We start from the raw sequence: 18,048 nt of genomic DNA, 5'->3' as shown, positions 1-18,048 counted from the left end.
CATATCGGCGACATCAGAGGCGACATAAAGAATCTTATAAAAACTACCCTGTAGGCTTTGACGTAAGGCAGGCAGAGCAATGCAAATCGATTTACAAACCCTTTGGTACCTAACCGTCGGAACGCTGCTGGTGTCAGCGTCGCTTCTCCTTTGGGAAAGGCAGGCACATCCAGGTCGCGCACGTGTGCTCGGTATTTTGGCCGCGGCACTCTTCGCGTTCGTTCTCGGGTGCGTGCTTGCAATGAACCGCACCCACTTTGAGGCCGCGCTCGGCATGGGGGCGGTCAACATCCTAATGATGTTGGGCTACCTTCTGGTCCTTAACGCCGTCGCCGGCCTCGACGGTCACCGGTATCTCTGGTCGTCAGTCGCAGCCCTAAGCTTCCTAGCCACCGCCTGGGCGATCGCTGGCACGCACTTCCCGGCCGCCTTCTGGAACCATGTCTCGTCTATTCCCATCGCGCTGACCTGCGGCCTGACAGCATGGATACTTCTGCGCAGCCGCACAGCCCAGCGATTGCGCTCACGTCCGATCGCAGTATCGATCTCGGCCGTCCATGCCGTGTTCTACCTCGGCCGAGCGTTCATTGCCCCTGTTCTCCTTCAGCGGTACGGGCAAGATATTATCTCCATCGTCGGGAAGGCGACGATGTACGAGGCCGTCTTGTACTCGGTAGCGATGCCGATGTCCTTTCTGATGATTATTCGAGAGGAGGAAAAGCTCCATCTGCTCCGCATGTCACAAACCGATCAGTTGACCGGGCTTGTAAACCGTCACGCCTTTTTTGAGCAGGCATCTCGGATCCTCCGGGCGCGGCATTGTGACCCCGTCTCATTGCTCGCCTTCGACCTCGACCACTTCAAGGCGATTAACGACCGTCATGGGCACCCGACCGGAGATAAGGTTTTGCAGCTGTTCGCCGAAACCGCCCGCGAACAAGCGGGGCCCAACGCGCTTATTGTCCGGCTGGGCGGTGAGGAATTCGCTGCGCTTCTGCCGCGGTGCGACCATTCCCAAGCTCTCAGTCGCGGCTCGGCGATCGCAAGCCGGTTCGCCGACGCAGCCGCTCGGGCAGAGGGTTTGAAAACCGGGGCCACCGTCAGTATCGGCCTTGCTGCACCGGACTGCCACGACCTCGCCGGGATGCTTGCAAGCGCCGATGGCGCGCTGTACCGGGCGAAAGCCCTTGGGCGGAATCGCGTTGAGACCGCACGGCCAAACGAATTGCCGCTGCACCCCTCAGCCGATTCCTCGCATCATCAGTTGCGGGTAGCGGCGATGGGGGCGTCCTGATTCGTAGCGTTTTTGGACAAGCGCGCCTTGAAGGTATTGGAACCAATGACCTGCAATTCCCTCGATTAGATGAGGCGTAATGGTTCGATTGTTCGCGCTTGGATGTATTTCAGCAATGTTATCCGCACCAGCTTTCCGGCGGTCAGCGGCAGCGCGTGGCGATCGCTCGCGCCCTCATTGTCGAACCAAAAATCCTGCTGCTCGACGAGCCGACTTCCGCACTCGACGTCTCCATTCAGGCCGAAATTCTGAGCTTGCTCAAAGACCTGCGGGAACGCGAGAAACTAACATATATCCTCGTCAGCCATGACCTTGCGGTCGTCGCACATCTCTGCGACAGGGTTGCGATCATGCAGAGTAACGGTTTTGTGGAGATTGCCACCAGGCAGCAACTGCTCGAAAATACGGTGCAGCATCCCTATACGCGCGTTCTGATGGACGGCAGTCGCGGTTACGTGGCGACAAACAGGCAAGACCAGTCTCAGCTCCGCTCGCAATCCCCGGTGAGGACCTAGATTTTGCCCACAGATTGCCGCCCGCCCTGGCGCAGCTCAAAGCTGATTTCTCCTGATCCGTTAACGAATGAACCAGAACCCAATCCTTCCCGATTTTCACCCCTACCCTTCGATTTGCAGGGTGGGCGATGACTATTTCATCGCGACATCCACCTTTGAGTGGTACCCCGGCGTACAGATTTACCGCTCGACGATCTCCAGTCATGGGAGTTGGTAAAACGTCCTCTTGAGCGCGCAGACCAACTCGATCTGCGTGACGTAGAGAATTCGTGTGGCGTCTGGGGCGCCGTGCCTTACTCATAAAGATAGCCGCTTCTGGGTCATCTATACCATGGTCAGGCGCAAGTCCGGTTCGTCAAGGATTGTCACAACTACCTTGTCACCGCAGAAACGATCGAGGGGCCTTGGTCGGCGCCGATCTATCTCAATTCCTCCGGTTTCGATCCTTCACTGTTCCACGACGACAATGGCCGCAAGTGGCTGCTGAACCTGACATGGGACTACCGCGCACGGCCGACACCGTTTGGCGGGATCGTGCTTCAGGAATACGACGCGACACAAGGCAAGCTGGTGGGACCGATCACCAACATATTCCAGGGATCGTCGCTTGGTCTTGCTGAAGGTCCGCATCTTTATCGACGAGATGGTACCACCTGTTGGTCGCAGAAGGCGGAACCGGTATGCGCCATGCCGTCACCATGGCGCTATCAAGGGAGATAACAGGCCCATACGAGGTTCATCCTGACACTCATGTCTTCACAAGCCGCTTCAACCCGGACGTCGTTCTGCAGCGCTCTGGCCACGGTGACATCGTCGACACCCCGGACGGTGAAACCTACATGGTACATCTTTGCAGCAAACCACTGCCGGGCGTCAGGCGCTCGGTCCTCGGCCGAGAGACCTCCATCCAGAAATGCGTCTGGGGTGAAGATGGATGGCTTCGCCTACACGCAGATCCGATTGTTCCGGAAACATCAGTGCCAGGCCCCGTGGATTGAAGGCGAGTGACGCGGAGGCGACTCCAGTTCGCTATACTTTCGATGCGCCACAACGACTGCCAGCCGATTTCCAATGGTTTCGCAGCCCCCTGCCCGATCGACTGTTTTCGCTTTCCGATCGTCCGGGCCATTTGCGGCTGACCGGGCATGAATCCATCGGATCAACGTTCGAGCAGGCACTTGTGGCACGCCGTCAGACCGACTTCGACTTCGATGTCGAAACCGACGTTGACGCCGAACCCACCAGCTATCATCAGATGGCGGGACTGGACGACTACTATAACGGCTTTGCATACCACTACCTCTGCCTTACCCATGATGAGGAGTACGATCGATCGCTGCAGATACTTTCCTGCCCGGGCGGATGGCCCCAAGGCAACACGGAACTGATGCTCGAGCAATCCGTGGCAGCACCGCAAGGACCTGTCCGCATGAAGCTTGAAGTCCGCGGCGCCGCGTCACGCTTCTACTACTGGCATGACGGCTGGACAAGAATCGGCCCTGTTCTCGATCAGTCTGCGTTGTCCGACGAAAACGGCGAAGGTGAATACGCCAACTTCACCGGCGCATTTTTTGGCATGGCCGCAAACGATACGAGCGGCCAGGCAATGCACGCGGATTTCTCGTAGTTTTCTTACTCGTCTTGGTCTGGAGCGGAATGGAACTGGTGACCCGTGTTTTGCGAGCTAATTCTTAAGCATTACATCGGCTTTGAGCCTCCGCATCGTGCTGTATTGAGAACAGCTTTTGCCAAGTTTCAACCTCAGCCGCTGAACCCTGCGACCGCCATAGGTCAGCGGCATGTCTGTTGCTGACATATCGCTAAGCGCGATTGAGAAAAGCGCTGAGCATGCTTATTGCTCCAAGAGTTCAATGAATGGTCGCGCCGACGGGATAGCCCGGATAAGGCGATGTGGTATCTCGAGAGAAGCTCAATTGCTGTGGCGGATACATCTTCTGCGATAGATAGCTCAGACTGTGCAAGATCCCCCGCGATCGTCAGAATAGCGGATCCAACTGCGCGCATTGTCTCTTTGACCAGCCCTTTATCTTCCTGCGCGGCTCCGCTCTGTGAGGTAAAGCCGCTTTCTTGCGAAAACTCATCAATCAGCCCGGACTCATCACCGGATTTTTCTCAAATCTCATGGAACCATCGGGCCGCAAGCGCGTTACGCGGCGTGATGTGAGACACTATCAAGAAAAGATCGGCATTTCGAATGTTGCAAGCGAACCCGGAATACGGGAAAAGCATCCGTATTTCCAGGAGCGCTAGCCTAAGGCCAGTACCGCACGTCGATACAGCGAGACGTTCATTCGTTTACGCTAAAGCCACCAAATCATCTCTCATTAGCCCCGCTCGACACAGGTTCGGTTCCTGTATCAACTTGACGGGCCAGGGATCAGGCTCAATAGCCCCATGATCCGCAATATTTACTCCCAGTCGAGAAATACATGACAACCTACGCCACCGCGCCCTCCAAGCGAACCCTAGGTCTCGACCCTTCGGTCGCCTTCAGTCTGGCTGGTGCACTGGCGTTCTTCGTCATCAGTGCCGCCGTTTCCTGGTATAACGTGCAGACATTGCGTTCCAACAATGAGCGTGTCGTCCATTCACACGAAGTCATCGTCGGGCTTTCAGATCTGCTCTCCCTGATCCAGGACGCAGAGACAGGGCAGCGTGGGTTTGTTCTAACCAACAGCGAGCGGTATCTTGAGCCATATAACGCGGCGATCACCGCAATTCCCAAGCGTGTCGAGACAATCGGGGACATGATCAGCGACAATGCATCTCAACAACAACGTTTGGCGATGCTCCGGTCTCATGTCGATGCAAAGCTCTCCGAACTGCGCGAGAGCATCGACCTGAGACGGACACAGGGCGTCGATGCGGCTCTTGCTGTAGTCAACTCCGACCGCGGCAAGGCCGAGATGGATGCGGTTCGCGCTCAACTGACTTCCATGCGGCAGGAAGAAGCCCGCCTGCGAGCTCAACGTTTAGCCGAAATGGAAAGTGCCTACACGACGGCTTTTGCCAGCACTATTCTTGCTGGCCTCCTTGGTATACTTCTTACTTTGGCGATCGCCGCCCTGTTGCGCCAATCAACCCTTTCGAGAAGACGTCAGGACTGGCTACAGTCTGGTGAAGTAGGCCTCAATGCCGCGGTCACCGGTGATCGGCGCATCGAGGAGCTCGGCGACAACATTCTGGAATTCCTTGCTCGCTATACAGGTGCCGTCGCCGGCGCAATCTTCGTCCAGGGCGAAGATGAGTTTGAGCTCGCCTCCACTTGGGGTGTTCGGGAAAACGCAAGCGTGCCAGATCGATTCAAACCGCGTGAAGGCCTTTTGGGGCAGGCGGTTTCGGGAGCCAAACCGATCTTGGTCTCCGACGTGCCAGACGGCTATCTCACCTTCGGATCAGCACTCGGGACCAACAAACCCAAGCATCTCCTGATTTCGCCTGGCGGTGTCGATGGGGCAGTAAACTCCGTGATTGAACTGGGCTTCTTGCGCGCAATCGATGAGAAGATCCTTACCCTTCTCGATCAGGCATCTGCGTCGATTGCCACTGCTGTTCGCTCAGCGAAGTACCGCAGCGACCTACAGAATTTGCTGCGCGAAACGCAAAGGCAAGCCGAGGAGTTGCAGGTCCAGGGCGAGGAGCTACGAGTCTCCAACGAAGAGCTGGAAGAACAGGGCCGGGCGCTGAAGGAATCGCAGGCCCGGCTAGAACAGCAGCAGGTGGAACTCGAGCAGACCAATTCCCAGCTCGAAGAACAGGCCCAGCAGCTGGAAGGTCAGCGCGACGATCTCGAGAAGGTCAATGCCTCGGTTCAGCTGAAGGCGCGCGAACTCGAGCAGGCGAGCCGTTACAAGTCGGATTTCCTCGCCAACATGTCTCATGAGCTGCGCACGCCGCTCAATTCCTCACTGATCCTGGCCAAACTTCTCGCCGACAATCCGGACGACAACTTGACCCAGGAACAGGTCAAATACGCCCAGACCATCCAGTCTTCCGGCAATGACCTGCTGACCCTGATCAACGACATCCTCGATCTGTCGAAGATAGAAGCCGGTCATGTGGACATCACTCCGGAGCCGGTTTCCCTCGAAAGGATGGCGGGAAGTATCCGACAGCTGTTCGATCCCGTGGCCAGGTCGAAGGAACTCGAGTTCGATATCGAAATGACCCCGGAGGCACCTGCGGTCATTGAAACCGATCCGCAACGGCTCGAGCAGGTTATCAAGAACCTGCTGTCTAACGCCTTCAAGTTCACCGAAAAGGGCAAGGTCACCCTCGCCCTTCGCAGCGCTGGCGACGGGCAGCTGGCACTGGCTGTATCGGATACGGGCATCGGCATTGCCGAGGAGCAGCAGAACAGCATTTTCGAAGCCTTCCATCAGGCAGACGGAACAATCAGCCGCCGCTTCGGCGGCACGGGATTGGGACTGTCGATTTCGAGAGAACTTGTCCGGTTGCTCGGCGGCACCATTCACCTGACCAGCCGTCACGGCCAGGGAAGCACGTTCACCGTCATCGTGCCAGTTTCCTATGATCCCTCCCGGGTTCTCCCCCGGAATATTCGAACGGCCGAAACGATCGCCGCACCACGGCCTGTTGTCGAGGAAGCACGCCCATCCAGCATCAGTCGCCATGAGATCGTCGAGGACGATCGGGCAGCGCCGAGCGATGGCAGGCGTACCCTGCTGGTGATCGAAGATGACGATACGTTTTCGGCGATCCTCCGTGACCTCGCCCGCGAAATGGGTTTCCGGGCGCTTGTTGCGGGCACGGCCTATGACGCCCTGGACCTTGCAAGGCAGCATATGCCAAGCGCCATCGTCCTAGATGTCGGTCTGCCGGATCAGTCGGGACTGTCGGTGCTCGACAGGCTCAAGCGCGACGTGCGCACACGCCATATTCCAATCCACATCGTCTCCGCCGACGACTACGCCGAGACCGCACTGTCGCTTGGCGCTGTCGGCTATGTCATGAAACCGGTTCAGCGCGAACAGCTCGTCGAGGTTCTGCAGAAACTGGACGCCAAGCTGTCGCAAGGTGTCCACCGCGTTCTGATCGTCGAGGACAACGAGGTGCAGCGGCAAGCCGTGGCGAAGCTGCTCACCTCCCATGATGTCGAGACGATCGGGGCGGGCACGGCGGCCGAATGCCTGACGCTTCTGAAGGAGCAGACGTTCGACTGCATGGTACTCGACCTCTCGCTACCGGACGCGTCCGGCTACCAGCTTCTGGAAACCATCAGCGCCGACAGCAGCCATTCCTTCCCGCCTGTGATCGTCTATACCGGCCGGGTACTGTCTGCAGACGAAGAACAGCGACTGCGCCGCTACTCAAAGTCCATCATCATCAAGGGTGCGAAATCACCGGAACGGCTTTTGGACGAGGTCTCGCTGTTTCTGCATCAGGTGGTTTCGGATCTGCCCGATGAGCAGCAGAAGATGATCCGCAAGGCGCGCAGCAGGGATGCGTTGCTGGAAGGCCGACGGATCCTGATCGTCGAAGACGATGTTCGCAACGTGTATGCTCTGACCAACATTCTCGAACCGCGCGGAGCCGTCATAGAGATCGCCCGCAACGGCCAGGAGGCGCTCGACAAGCTTGGCCAGTCGCAGGGCGATGCGGCCAAGGCCATCGATCTCGTCCTGATGGATGTCATGATGCCCGTCATGGACGGACTGACGGCTACCCGCACGATCCGAAGAAATCCTGACTGGAAGAAGCTGCCGATCATCACGCTCACCGCCAAGGCGATGCCTGACGACCAGCAGCGCTGCATCGAGGCCGGAGCCAACGATTACATGGCAAAGCCCCTCGATGTGGAGAAGCTGCTCTCACTCGTACGTGTGTGGATGCCGCGGTGATCGAGACCTTCGAAAAAGTCGAGGACATTGAAATCCGGCTTCTGCTAGAGGCGCTTCATGTCCGCTACCACTATGACTTCCGCAACTATGCGATGGGGTCGATCAAGCGTCGGTTGAGGCAGGCCCGTGATCAGATGGGTTTTGCGACGATCTCGGCCCTGCAGGAGCGTGTGCTGCATGACGAGACGATGCTTCCGCGTCTCCTTGGCTATCTTACGGTCCAGGTCAGCGAGATGTTTCGAGATCCCGGCTATTTTCGCGCCATCCGCGAAGATGTCGTTCCCCATCTAAGGACCTATCCATCGCTGAAGATCTGGGTTGCCGGCTGCAGCTGCGGCGAGGAGCTTTATTCGCTGGCGATCCTGTTTCGCGAGGAGGGTCTTGAAGACCGGACCATCTTTTACGCCACCGACATCAACCAGGATGCGCTGCGAATGGCCGAGGCCGGCGTCTATGAGTTGGACCGGATCCAGCTGTTCACGGAGAACCATCGCAAGTCGGGCGGCAAGTCCTCACTTTCCGACTATTACAGCGCAGGGTACGGCCGGGTCTCCTTCGACCGAACGCTTCGAGAACGTGTCGTTTTTTCCGACCATAGCCTCGTCACCGATGCGGTATTCGGCGAGATGCACCTAATCTCCTGCCGCAATGTGATGATCTATTTCGACCGGCCGCTGCAGGATCGAGCGGTCGGTCTTTTTAAAGATTCGTTGGCGCGCAAGGGTTTCCTGGGGATCGGCGCGAAGGAAAGCCTTCGATTCTCGGCGCATGGCGAAGAGTTCAAAGAATTCGTGCGCGAGGAAAAAATCTATCAGAGGGTGAGCAGATGAGCGCTGCCTGCCCAAGGGCAATCGTCATTGGCGCTTCGGCTGGAGCACTGGAGGCGCTTACCGCCATCCTGCCGGATTTGCCAGGCGATTTTCCGTTGCCAATCATTATCGTCGTGCATATCCCGCCCGACAAGCGCAGTGTTCTTGCCGAGCTGTTCGGGGCGAAATGCCGGATCGGGGTAATCGAGGTTGAGGACAAGGAACCATTGCGGGCCGCGACCGCCTATTTTGCACCGCCGGACTACCATCTGTTGGTCGAGGACTTCGAAACGCTGGGCCTCACCAATGAGGAGCCGGTTCTTTTCTCCAGGCCGTCGGTCGATGTCTTGTTCGAAAGCGCCGCCGACGTCTTTGGTGCGAGTTCAGTCGGCATCCTGCTGACCGGCGCCAATCAGGACGGCGCAAGGGGCCTTTTGGCGATTGCGAACGCCGGCGGGCACGTGATCGTCCAAGACCCTGAAACTGCTTTTGCTGCTGCCATGCCCGAGGCAGGCCTGGCGCTCTGCCCCGATGCGACAGTCATGTCGCTTGACGGAATATCCCAATACTTGAGGAGGATCGGCTGAAATGAGCCAGGTTTCGTTTCTGTTGGTCGATGATCTCGAAGAGAACTTGATCTCTCTCGAGGCCCTGCTGCGCCGGGAAGACCTGAACCTGCTCAAGGCTCGCTCCGGCGATCAGGCATTGGAGCTTCTCCTAGAGCATGATGTCGCGCTGGCGTTGATTGACGTCCAGATGCCAGGCTTGAATGGCTTTGAGCTTGCCGAACTGATGCGCGGGAATGAGCGCACACGCCGGGTGCCGATTATATTCGTCACGGCCGGCAACACAGCGGACAGCCGCTGGCGGTTTCAGGGATACGAGGCGGGCGCCGTCGATTTCATCCAGAAGCCGATCGAACCTGATATCCTTCGCAGCAAGACTGAGGTTTTCTTCGAACTCTACCTACAGCGGCAACAAATCGCCGCCCAGCGTGACGAACTGCAACTGCAGGCCGAAGCATTGAAGGATGCCGATCGACGCAAGAACGAGTTCCTGGCAACACTTGCCCATGAACTGCGCAACCCGCTGGCTCCCCTGCGCAATGGGCTAGACATTTTGAAACGCAACCCGAATGGTGAGAATGCAGGCGCAATCCGCAACATGATGGACCGACAGTTGGTTCATCTCGTTCGGCTGATCGATGATCTTCTTGACGTGTCACGCGTCAGTCAGGGAAAGATCGAACTTCGAAAAGCTCCGGTCAGGATCGACGAGATCGTCAACTCCGCGACCGAAGCCAGTCGTCCTCTGATCGACGGGGCAAGGCACGCCTTGACGATCGATTTGCCGGTCGGCGCGCAATGGGTTGATGGCGATCAGGTCCGCCTGTCCCAAGCCCTGTCAAACCTGTTGAACAATGCCGCCAAATACACTCCGCGGGGCGGGAAGGTCACCCTCACCGTGCGAACGGAAGGCGACCAAGTGGTCATCGTGGTAACCGACAACGGGGTCGGGATTCCGGAAAACATGCAGGCCAAGGTCTTCCAGCTTTTCACCCAGATAGACGACCATCTAGAACGCTCCCAGGGCGGGCTCGGCATCGGCCTTGCCCTCGTCCGGCAGCTCGTCGAAATGCACGGTGGCTCGGTGGAGGCATTTAGTGCGGGGCCGGGGACCGGCAGCCGTTTCACGATCAGGCTCCCCTCGTTGCCTGCATCGGAACTTCCCGCAGAAACGGAACAGCTATCGACCGGCATCCCTTCGTTCAGACCGCTGAAGGTGCTTGTCGTTGACGACAATCCGATTATCGCGGACACGTTGGGGATGATGTTGGAAGATATCGGCCACGAATTCGAGGCAGTCCACGACGGTCGGGAGGCCCTTGATGCAGCCAGGCACTACCATCCTGACGTCATTCTCCTCGATATTGGTCTCCCCGGCATGAATGGCTATGAGGTTTGCCGCGCGTTTCGCAGCGAGGCTGAGTTTCTGACCACGCCCATAATCGCGCAGACCGGCTGGGGCCAGGATCGCGACAAGGAACTAGCGACCGAGGCCGGCTTCAATTTCCATCTGACGAAACCCGTCCCACTGGAACAGTTACAGAAGGTGTTTTCGAGACTTGCAAATTAGTTGGAGGCATCACCCGCAGAATAATTGCAGGTCGTATTTAAGCTCTTGATGAAGATCGAAATTTTGGCCCACCTATTCTTCATGAACTGAGAGGTAGAGGATCGGTGCCTTCGCTCAGGATTGCAAGATACCGTCTATAACTAAACACACGGGCACGCTTGCGGCCAGTGACCTCATCAACGATGCCCAATCGCTCCAGATCTGCGAGCGCGGCGTTAACCGTTGGTGCGGACAGACCTGTTATCTGAACAATCTGGTTCGCCGTGTGAAAGGGGTTTTTCTGGAATAGCTCGTGAATGCGAAGGACCGACCCTGCTCTGTCACTTTCCATCGTGATCTTCTCCCGATCTTCCTTGAAAAGATCGACGATCTGCGTGGCAGCCTCAAATGCCTGATTGGCAGTGTCGGCGACGCCTGCGAGGAAGAAGTCCAACCAAGCTTCCCAGTTTCCGTTTTCGCGAACCTCCTGCAGCAACCGATAAAATTCTCTCCGATGGGACTTCAGATAGAGGCTGAGGTAGAGAAGCGGCTTTTGCAGCACGCCGTTCATGCAAAGATACAAGGTTACAAGCAGGCGGCCGATACGGCCATTACCATCGAGTAACGGATGGATTGTTTCGAATTGCACATGCAACAGGCCAGCCTTTATCAGTGCCGGCAACCGCGATTGATCGTCATGCATGAAGCGCTCGAACGCATCCAGGCAACCTGCCAGTTCAGTGACGGGTGGTGGCACGAAAAGTGCGTTACCGGGCCGCGTGCCACCAATCCAATTTTGCGAGCGGCGGAACTCTCCGGGATCCTTGGTGCCTCCTCGCAAACTGTGCAGGAGACTGGCGTGCATCTCGCGGATCAGACGCAATGACATGGGCAGCGTTTCCAGCCGCTCCAAACCATACATCATGGCGTCGACGTAGTTGGAGACTTCACGAATATCATCAACCGGCTGCTTAGCCTGAGCTTCGGTTTCGAACCGCAAAAGATCGGAAAGCGTCGACTGCGTACCTTCAATCTGCGAGGAAAGAACAGCTTCCTTTCTCGCATACATGTAGAGAAAGCTCCTGTCGCAGGAGCAGCATTGTGATACCATCTAGGCGTCCTAGCGCTCGCTCTGCTAGGCTGAGGCGCTCAAGCAAAGAAAGCACATCAATCGCCGGCTCGGATGGCAATGGTGGAGGGACGAACGCACGCACTGTTTCATTGGCAGCGACCGTTTCGACGAAGCGACTCAAGCGATGTTTGGATTCGGAATTAGACATAACCCAATATCAGGCGCGCGCCTTATTTAAACAATAAGCATTTTATTTAATTAACTGGCAGACTTAGATAAGCGCGCTTAATTAGCGCGCTGACATTGAATTCCTGAGATTTGATCCAGGCGGCATGCGAGCCCTAATACGATTATTAAGCGCCATTAAAAGTGACACGCCCGATACATCTTTTGTCAAACCTCGCCTCCTATTCCCGCTCGCCCTCGGCCTTGGCGCAGAGAGAAACGGAATAGGCATGACCAAAAACGATATTTCATCACGCCATTTTCAGCGAAAGATATCTGAATTCTGCAAGCTGCGTATCGCGCCAATCGCATCCGGGCGGGTGTTGGAGAATATCCGGCCCTACCTGGTCAGTGCATCCTCTTCGACGTAGTGACAGAGATCACCGTCCGGGCGGTTTCCCGAACCGTCTCGATCGCCGCCTCGACAGTGCGGGCGCGGGATATCCTCGCAAGAGCCTTGGACAAAGAAGCGAGGGGCGTTGAAGGTCTCGTTCGCTGGTCCATCGACCACCGCCTTTCTTCTGGCATTAGCCATTATTTTAGCGTCCAGTTTTGCACGAAACGCCGATTTTTGACAGCTAAACTTAAGTGACGGTGATTTCCGAGAGATCAGGAGGTTGGGTCTTTGCGACATAGCCATCGACAGGGCCGCGCGGATCCATATTTCCCTCGCCCTGCAAAATGATGGGGGCCAGCGTGGTGCCCTGCGCTTCCTGCGCGCGTGCAATCGAGCCCGCGGAAAGAGCCGAACACGGGCTGTCGTGACTAAGAGATCAGATTGGATGAAACGCATGCCGCCCCGCGGAATAATCTGATCGATCATCTTTCTATCGACAGCGCAGACACAAATCCAATAAATGGGAGTAGCAATTTTCAGAAGTTTAAAGTCTGAAATGAGACCTGACAGCAATGAGCGACCCAAAGCCGATGACGACCACAGGCAGACAACGTGCCACCAATTTCGAACTGAGGCATTTGAGATACTTCATCGCTTTGGTTGAGGAGCGAAATTTCGAGCGCGCGGCAGCAAGGCTCGGCATTGCACAACCCGGACTCAGCCAGCAAATCATCGCTCTGGAGGCAATCGTAGGCCTGCCGCTGCTCGATCGCACCAAGCGCGCTGTCAAACTGACCCCCACCGGGAATGCACTGTTCGAGGACGCGGTGAAGATCGTGGCGCAAGCCGATGAAACGCTTTCCCAGCTCAAGCGCCTCGGCCGCGGCGAGACGGGCAGGATCACCATCGGCTACGTCGCGTCTGCGGCCTATTCTGGCATCCTGACGGACACGCTCGCCTCCTTCCGGCGTGCCCTGCCGGATATCGAACTCCACCTACTGGAACTGGAAATGCGCCAGCAGCTGGAGAAGATTAGGCAAGGCGAACTCGATTTCGGCTATATCCGCCCGCCCGCGCCAATCCCTTCGGAACTCAACGCCACGGTCGTCCTGAAGGAGCCACTGGTCGCCGCGCTGCCGGCCACCCATCCACAATCATCCAGGGCTGCAATCCGCCTTCGCGATCTTCAGGAAGAAACGTTCATCACGCCGCGCCAGCCGAGCGATATCGGCTTCCATGCCAATACGCTTGATGCCTGCGGCGAGGCGGGTTTCAAGCCGAAGATTAATTCGAACGGCCGCGACTTCACGACCATCGCCAGCATGATCGCCGTCGGTATCGGCATCGCGCTGGTGCCGAAGAGCATGGATTGCTTTCGGCTTCCCGGCCTGCGCTACGTGCCGCTGATCGACAATGACGTGACGACCGATCTCGCCGTCGTGTATCGAAAAAGCGACGTAAATCCGTCGGTTAGGGCTTTCATCGCCCACCACAGAAGTCTTATGCGCAGACAGGGGAGTTCTGGGGACCGTAGTGAGGATTAATGCTCTTGAGCCAAACCGAACCTTCGACCCGACATCGCAGATCTGCTAAGTATCTGCAAATTTCTGAATTTAGAGCGAAAACAGGACTCGGCGTAAGGCATTTTTATGAGACCTCAAGGTCTCGGGAGCAGACGTTGCAGACTGACTTCTCAACGAACCGGTCATGGCGCGTCCTTGACTGTGTAATCAGACTGGTTTGACGCTCACCAATCACTCCGTTCCGGGCATCACGGGCCTAGCTGCCACCCTCACTTTATGAGGGCGGCAGCGATGACGGAAGCCTCGTTCGACGTTGCGTCGAGGACGCATGGTGTCATCAGCGCGGCCAGAATGAGGGGGGCAGTCATCAGCATACTTGTCAGAGGATGATCAATCCTCATGCGAGATTAAGCTCTACGTCGATATTGCCACGAGTGGCCTTCGAATAGGGGCAAAGCTGATGGGCTTCATGAATGATCGCCTGTACGACATCCCGATCCATGCCCGGCAGGCTGACATTCAGGCGGGCCTGCAGAAAGAACTCGCCCTCGCTCGTCCCGAGGTGAACCTCCGCATCGACGGCGACATCCGCCGGCAGCCGCAATTGCCGCGTTCCGGCAGCGCGGGTCATGGCGCCGATGAAGCATGCCGACCAGCCGGCGGCGAACAGCTGTTCCGGGTTGGTACCGGGGCGACCGCTTCCCGGAGAAGAAAGCTTTACCTCCAGCGCGGCATCGTCGCTGCGTGCGAAACCTTCGCGTCCACCCGTGGTGTGGGTCCGTCCGGTATAAAGAACATTGTCGATCTTCGGCATGGCAAAACTCCTTTTAAGCCAGGCCAGCGTTGTTCGCTGACAGGGAGGTTTTTGGCCCGCTGGAGTATCTGCGCTGTTTCAGGACAACCGGTGAAATGTAACAAACAGTATATGGGACCCGGCAGATCCAAAAATGAGCGCCGGAACACCGGCGCCAGTCATCATCGCAATGTCAGTTCCACGGCAAGCCCGCCGCCGTCGCGATTATAAAGCTTCACTTTGCCGCCAAGGGCCGTGGCCAGTTGCTGGGCGATCGCAAGCCCCAGTCCCGTGCCACCGGTCTCGCGATTGCGGGACTGTTCCAGCCGCACAAAAGGCCGCATAGCGGCCTCCAGCATCTCGTCAGGTATGCCCGGCCCCCGATCGAGAATGCTCAGGACCGTTTCGCCATTTTGCTTCCGCTCGACGCTCAGCTCCGCCGCACCGGCAAACTTGACCGCGTTATCGATGGCATTGGTCAGGAGACGTCGCAACGCATGCGGCTTGGTCGTGATCGTGCCCTGTACGGGGCCGATCACTGTCACCGCCTTGCCCGTATCCTGATAATCATAGGCAATGCTGTCGATGAAGGACGAAAGGTCGATGCGCGACGTCTTCTCGCCATTGCCATGCGAACTTCGCGCATAGGCGATCCCATCTTTTACCAGCATTTCGATCTCGCGCAGGTCGCTGACCAACTTGTCGCGTTCCGGGCTCTCATCCGCCATGTCGACGCGCAGCCGCATACGGGCGATCGGCGTCTGAAGATCGTGGGAAATGGCTGCAAGGATCTGCACCCGCTCCTCGAGATGATGGGCGATCCGGTCGCGCATGGCGTTGAATGCCCGCGCCGCATGGGCCACCTCGCGCGGACCGGTCTCGCTGATCGGCTTGCCCTTGGCATTCGGATCAAGCGCATCGGCGGCGGCGGCGAGATCGCCAAGCGGCCGGAATGCCTGACGCACAACAAGCCAGGTGCAGAGGACGAGCAGCAGCATCTGCACCGTAAAGACATAAGGCAGCCAGCTGGCCAGCGGCATCACACCGCGCGGTGTCACGTCGATCGTAAGCGGGGAACCGTCGGAAAGCGTCAGATGACCCTGTAGCCTGCCATTCTCACCGGGAATGGCTTGTACGGTCAGTGGGAATTTTTGACCCGCGGCGTCCTCGATCCGAGCGGCGATGTCGGCTCCACGTCCCGACATGTCGGGAACACCAGGAACACCGGTTCCAAGCTCCAGCCGATAGTTTCCGCGGCTGAGACGATCGAGCCATGCCGGACGTTCTGCCGCCGGCAGCCGGTCGATCACCGCGATCGAGGTTGCAAGGTCGCTTTCGAGCGTACCGAGCATCACGGCCTTGGCAGATGTATAGCGCTCGAAAAACAGGATGCTGAAGGAAAGGCCGTACGCAATAGCAAGGCCTGAAAAGAGGATGAGAAACAGGCGCGCGCGCAGGGTGCCCGGCCAGAAGGCGAAAGACCGGCTCGCCTTGTCCGCCGCCGGCTCTGTCATGTCCTGGGCTCCGAAATTTCCACCGGCACCGCAAAGACATAACCTTCTGCACGTATAGTCTTGATATAAGTCGGCTCGCGCGCGTCGTCGCCCAGCCGCTGGCGGACGCGGCTGACGAGAAGATCGATCGAACGGTCAAACAGTTCCGCATCGCGGCCCTGCGTCAGGTTCAAGAGCTGGTCGCGGTTGAGAACACGCTGCGGATGGTCGATGAAGACGCGGAGCAGCCGATATTCGGCACCGCTCAGGGCAATCTCCGTGCCTTCGGGATCGAGCAGATGGCGGCCGACGGTATCGAGGCGCCATGTTCCGAAGGTCAGGATCTGGCCCGCCTCGCTGATCTGCAGGTTTGGTGGCAGCATTCTCGTGCGGCGAAGAACGGCCTTGATGCGGGCCAGGAGCTCGCGTGCAGCAAAAGGTTTCGGCAGATAGTCGTCCGCACCCATTTCCAGCCCGATGACACGGTCCATCTCGTCGTCGCGGGCGGTCAGCATCAGGACCGGCGTCGCCTTGTGCTTGCCGGCCCGCAGCTCCCGGCAGAGAACAAGCCCGTCATCGCCCGGCATCATCACGTCGAGCACGATCAGATCCACCGCATTGGCATCCAGGAAGCTGCGCATCTGCCGGCCATCGGCCGCGACGCTGGTGCGCAGGCCGTTTTTCTTCAGATAGCTCGACACCAGTTCACGGATCTCGCGATCGTCGTCGACGATCAGGATATGGTCGATATGCTCCATCTCGGGTTCTCGCATCCTCTGTCTTTGCTGCGTGTCGAGGCATTCCCATTTAGCGCTGGATGCGGCCGCCGCGAAGCCGGGAAATGCACCGCAGCAACCTGTTCAGCCGGAAATTCGTGGCGTCTAGAATTTCGCGACGTCGAGCACCGCGCGGGCGAATTCCGCCGGCGCTTCCTGCGGCAGGTTGTGACCGATGCCATCGCCGATCGTGCGATGTTCGTAGCGTCCTGAAAACCGGGCGGTATAGGCGGATGGATCAGGATGCGGGGCACCATTGGCGTCACCTTCCATGGTGATGGTGGGAATGGTCACGACCGGTGCCTTGGCAAGCAGCGCCTCATAGGCATCGTATTTCGCCTCGCCCGCAACCAGTCCGAGCCTCCAGCGATAATTGTGGATGGTGATATCGACATGGTCGGGACTGTCGAATGCGCTGGCGGAGCGGTTGAAGGTTTCGTCATCGAACTTCCAGGTGGGCGACGCCGTCTGCCAGATGAGACGCGCAAAATCATGGGTATGCGCGGCGTAACCGGCACGGCCGCGTTCGGTGGCGAAATAGAACTGGTACCACCAGGCAAGCTCGGCCTTGGGCGCAAGCGGAGCGCGATTGGCTTCCTGGCTGCCAATCAGGTAGCCGCTGACGGACACTAGCGCCTTGAAGCGTTGCGGCCAGAGCACGGCCATGATATCCGCAGTCCTCGCACCCCAGTCATAACCGGCAACGATCGCGGTCTCGATCTTGAGCGCGTCCATCAGCGCGATCATGTCGACCGCAAGTGCAGCCTGCTGGCCATTGCGGGGCGTTTCGGCAGAGAGAAACCGTGTCGTGCCATAACCGCGCAGATAGGGAATTATGACCCGATACCCGGCATCGGCAAGGATCGGCGCAACATCGACATAGCTGTAGATGTCGTATGGCCATCCGTGCAGCAGCAGGACGACGGGACCATTTGCCGGGCCATCCTCTGCATATCCGATATTGAGGACACCGGCATCGACCTGCTTCAGGGCAGCAAATTTCGTATGGCCACCCGGCCTGCCTTGCGAATTGCCAGATGATTCGGCTGCGGCGGATTGAGCATTGGCCAGCGAAGTGGCGCCGAGCTCGACGGCTGCGACGGTCATGGCTGCCAGGCCAAAGAAGCGGCGGCGTTGAAGCTGAAACATATCGGTCATGGGTTTTCTCCGGTTCGCGTTGATGACGATCCCCAAGAAACAGCCCGTATGTATTG

10 protein-coding genes and 3 pseudogenes are annotated in these 18,048 nt (G+C 57.9%); 8 read left to right on the top strand and 5 right to left on the bottom strand.

Features of this window, described 5'->3' with window-relative positions:
• Positions 1-79: 79 nt before the first annotated feature.
• The 7 genes and pseudogenes from ACI3K0_RS23940 (at position 80) to ACI3K0_RS23910 (ending at position 10,636) form a co-directional block, all read left to right on the top strand.
• Complete coding sequence (locus tag ACI3K0_RS23940) at positions 80-1,294, top strand: diguanylate cyclase (RefSeq protein WP_404946376.1); 1,215 nt, start codon at positions 80-82, stop codon at positions 1,292-1,294.
• A 107-nt stretch (positions 1,295-1,401) separates the two neighbouring features.
• Positions 1,402-1,809 (top strand): annotated as a pseudogene (locus ACI3K0_RS23935) (ABC transporter ATP-binding protein); the annotation flags it as partial.
• A 67-nt stretch (positions 1,810-1,876) separates the two neighbouring features.
• A pseudogene (locus ACI3K0_RS23930) lies at positions 1,877-3,436 on the top strand (glycoside hydrolase family 43 protein).
• An 823-nt stretch (positions 3,437-4,259) separates the two neighbouring features.
• Positions 4,260-7,691: a response regulator gene (locus ACI3K0_RS23925; RefSeq protein ID WP_404946375.1), complete on the top strand. Its 3,432-nt coding sequence runs from the start codon at positions 4,260-4,262 to the stop codon at positions 7,689-7,691.
• Positions 7,688-8,521 (top strand): CheR family methyltransferase, encoded by an 834-nt coding sequence (locus tag ACI3K0_RS23920; protein WP_353654275.1) that lies wholly within the window; start codon positions 7,688-7,690, stop codon positions 8,519-8,521. Before ACI3K0_RS23925 ends, ACI3K0_RS23920 begins: the two co-directional genes overlap by 4 nt.
• Positions 8,518-9,087, top strand: a complete 570-nt coding sequence (locus tag ACI3K0_RS23915; RefSeq protein ID WP_148147911.1) for a chemotaxis protein CheB — start codon at positions 8,518-8,520, stop codon at positions 9,085-9,087. The genes ACI3K0_RS23920 and ACI3K0_RS23915 overlap by 4 nt, the downstream gene beginning before the upstream one ends.
• A 1-nt stretch (position 9,088) precedes the next feature.
• On the top strand, positions 9,089-10,636 hold the full coding sequence (locus tag ACI3K0_RS23910; RefSeq protein WP_404946374.1) for a response regulator: 1,548 nt from the start codon (positions 9,089-9,091) through the stop codon (positions 10,634-10,636).
• Positions 10,637-10,715: 79 nt separating this feature from the next.
• Here ACI3K0_RS23910 and ACI3K0_RS23905 read toward each other — a convergent pair.
• A pseudogene (locus tag ACI3K0_RS23905) lies at positions 10,716-11,895 on the bottom strand (Fic family protein).
• A 926-nt stretch (positions 11,896-12,821) separates the two neighbouring features.
• Between ACI3K0_RS23905 and ACI3K0_RS23900 the strand changes: the two are divergent.
• Complete coding sequence (locus tag ACI3K0_RS23900) at positions 12,822-13,793, top strand: LysR family transcriptional regulator (protein WP_286195127.1); 972 nt, start codon at positions 12,822-12,824, stop codon at positions 13,791-13,793.
• Between the two features lie 376 nt (positions 13,794-14,169).
• Here ACI3K0_RS23900 and ACI3K0_RS23895 read toward each other — a convergent pair whose 3' ends face one another.
• From ACI3K0_RS23895 to ACI3K0_RS23880, 4 genes are all read right to left on the bottom strand, one after another.
• Positions 14,170-14,586 (bottom strand): organic hydroperoxide resistance protein, encoded by a 417-nt coding sequence (locus ACI3K0_RS23895; protein WP_404946373.1) that lies wholly within the window; start codon positions 14,584-14,586, stop codon positions 14,170-14,172.
• 161 nt (positions 14,587-14,747) lie between these two features.
• Positions 14,748-16,079, bottom strand: a complete 1,332-nt coding sequence (locus ACI3K0_RS23890; RefSeq protein ID WP_404946372.1) for a sensor histidine kinase — start codon at positions 16,077-16,079, stop codon at positions 14,748-14,750.
• A complete protein-coding gene (locus ACI3K0_RS23885) occupies positions 16,076-16,816 on the bottom strand; it encodes a response regulator (protein WP_206829066.1) in 741 nt (246 codons plus the stop codon). The genes ACI3K0_RS23890 and ACI3K0_RS23885 overlap by 4 nt, the downstream gene beginning before the upstream one ends.
• Positions 16,817-16,939: 123 nt before the next feature.
• A complete protein-coding gene (locus ACI3K0_RS23880) occupies positions 16,940-17,992 on the bottom strand; it encodes an alpha/beta fold hydrolase (RefSeq protein ID WP_206829053.1) in 1,053 nt (350 codons plus the stop codon).
• Between the last annotated feature and the right edge of the window lie 56 nt (positions 17,993-18,048).

This window comes from Rhizobium sp. ZW T2_16, assembly GCF_044987325.1.
Taxonomy (GTDB): domain Bacteria; phylum Pseudomonadota; class Alphaproteobacteria; order Rhizobiales; family Rhizobiaceae; genus Neorhizobium; species Neorhizobium cellulosilyticum.
Note: the sequence above shows the minus strand (reverse complement) of the source record. Positions and strands in the feature narration are given on the sequence as shown.

Bases quoted from the DNA above. Each gene is read 5' to 3' on its own strand.
- ACI3K0_RS23925 (WP_404946375.1), top strand. From the start codon at position 4,260: ATGACAACCTACGCCACCGCGCCCTCCAAGCGAACCCTAGGTCTCGAC.
- ACI3K0_RS23900 (WP_286195127.1), top strand. From the start codon at position 12,822: ATGAGCGACCCAAAGCCGATGACGACCACAGGCAGACAACGTGCCACC.
- ACI3K0_RS23940 (WP_404946376.1), top strand. From the start codon at position 80: ATGCAAATCGATTTACAAACCCTTTGGTACCTAACCGTCGGAACGCTG.
- ACI3K0_RS23890 (WP_404946372.1), bottom strand. From the start codon at position 16,079: ATGACAGAGCCGGCGGCGGACAAGGCGAGCCGGTCTTTCGCCTTCTGG.
- ACI3K0_RS23910 (WP_404946374.1), top strand. From the start codon at position 9,089: ATGAGCCAGGTTTCGTTTCTGTTGGTCGATGATCTCGAAGAGAACTTG.
- ACI3K0_RS23895 (WP_404946373.1), bottom strand. From the start codon at position 14,586: ATGCCGAAGATCGACAATGTTCTTTATACCGGACGGACCCACACCACG.
- ACI3K0_RS23880 (WP_206829053.1), bottom strand. From the start codon at position 17,992: ATGACCGATATGTTTCAGCTTCAACGCCGCCGCTTCTTTGGCCTGGCA.
- ACI3K0_RS23885 (WP_206829066.1), bottom strand. From the start codon at position 16,816: ATGGAGCATATCGACCATATCCTGATCGTCGACGACGATCGCGAGATC.
- ACI3K0_RS23915 (WP_148147911.1), top strand. From the start codon at position 8,518: ATGAGCGCTGCCTGCCCAAGGGCAATCGTCATTGGCGCTTCGGCTGGA.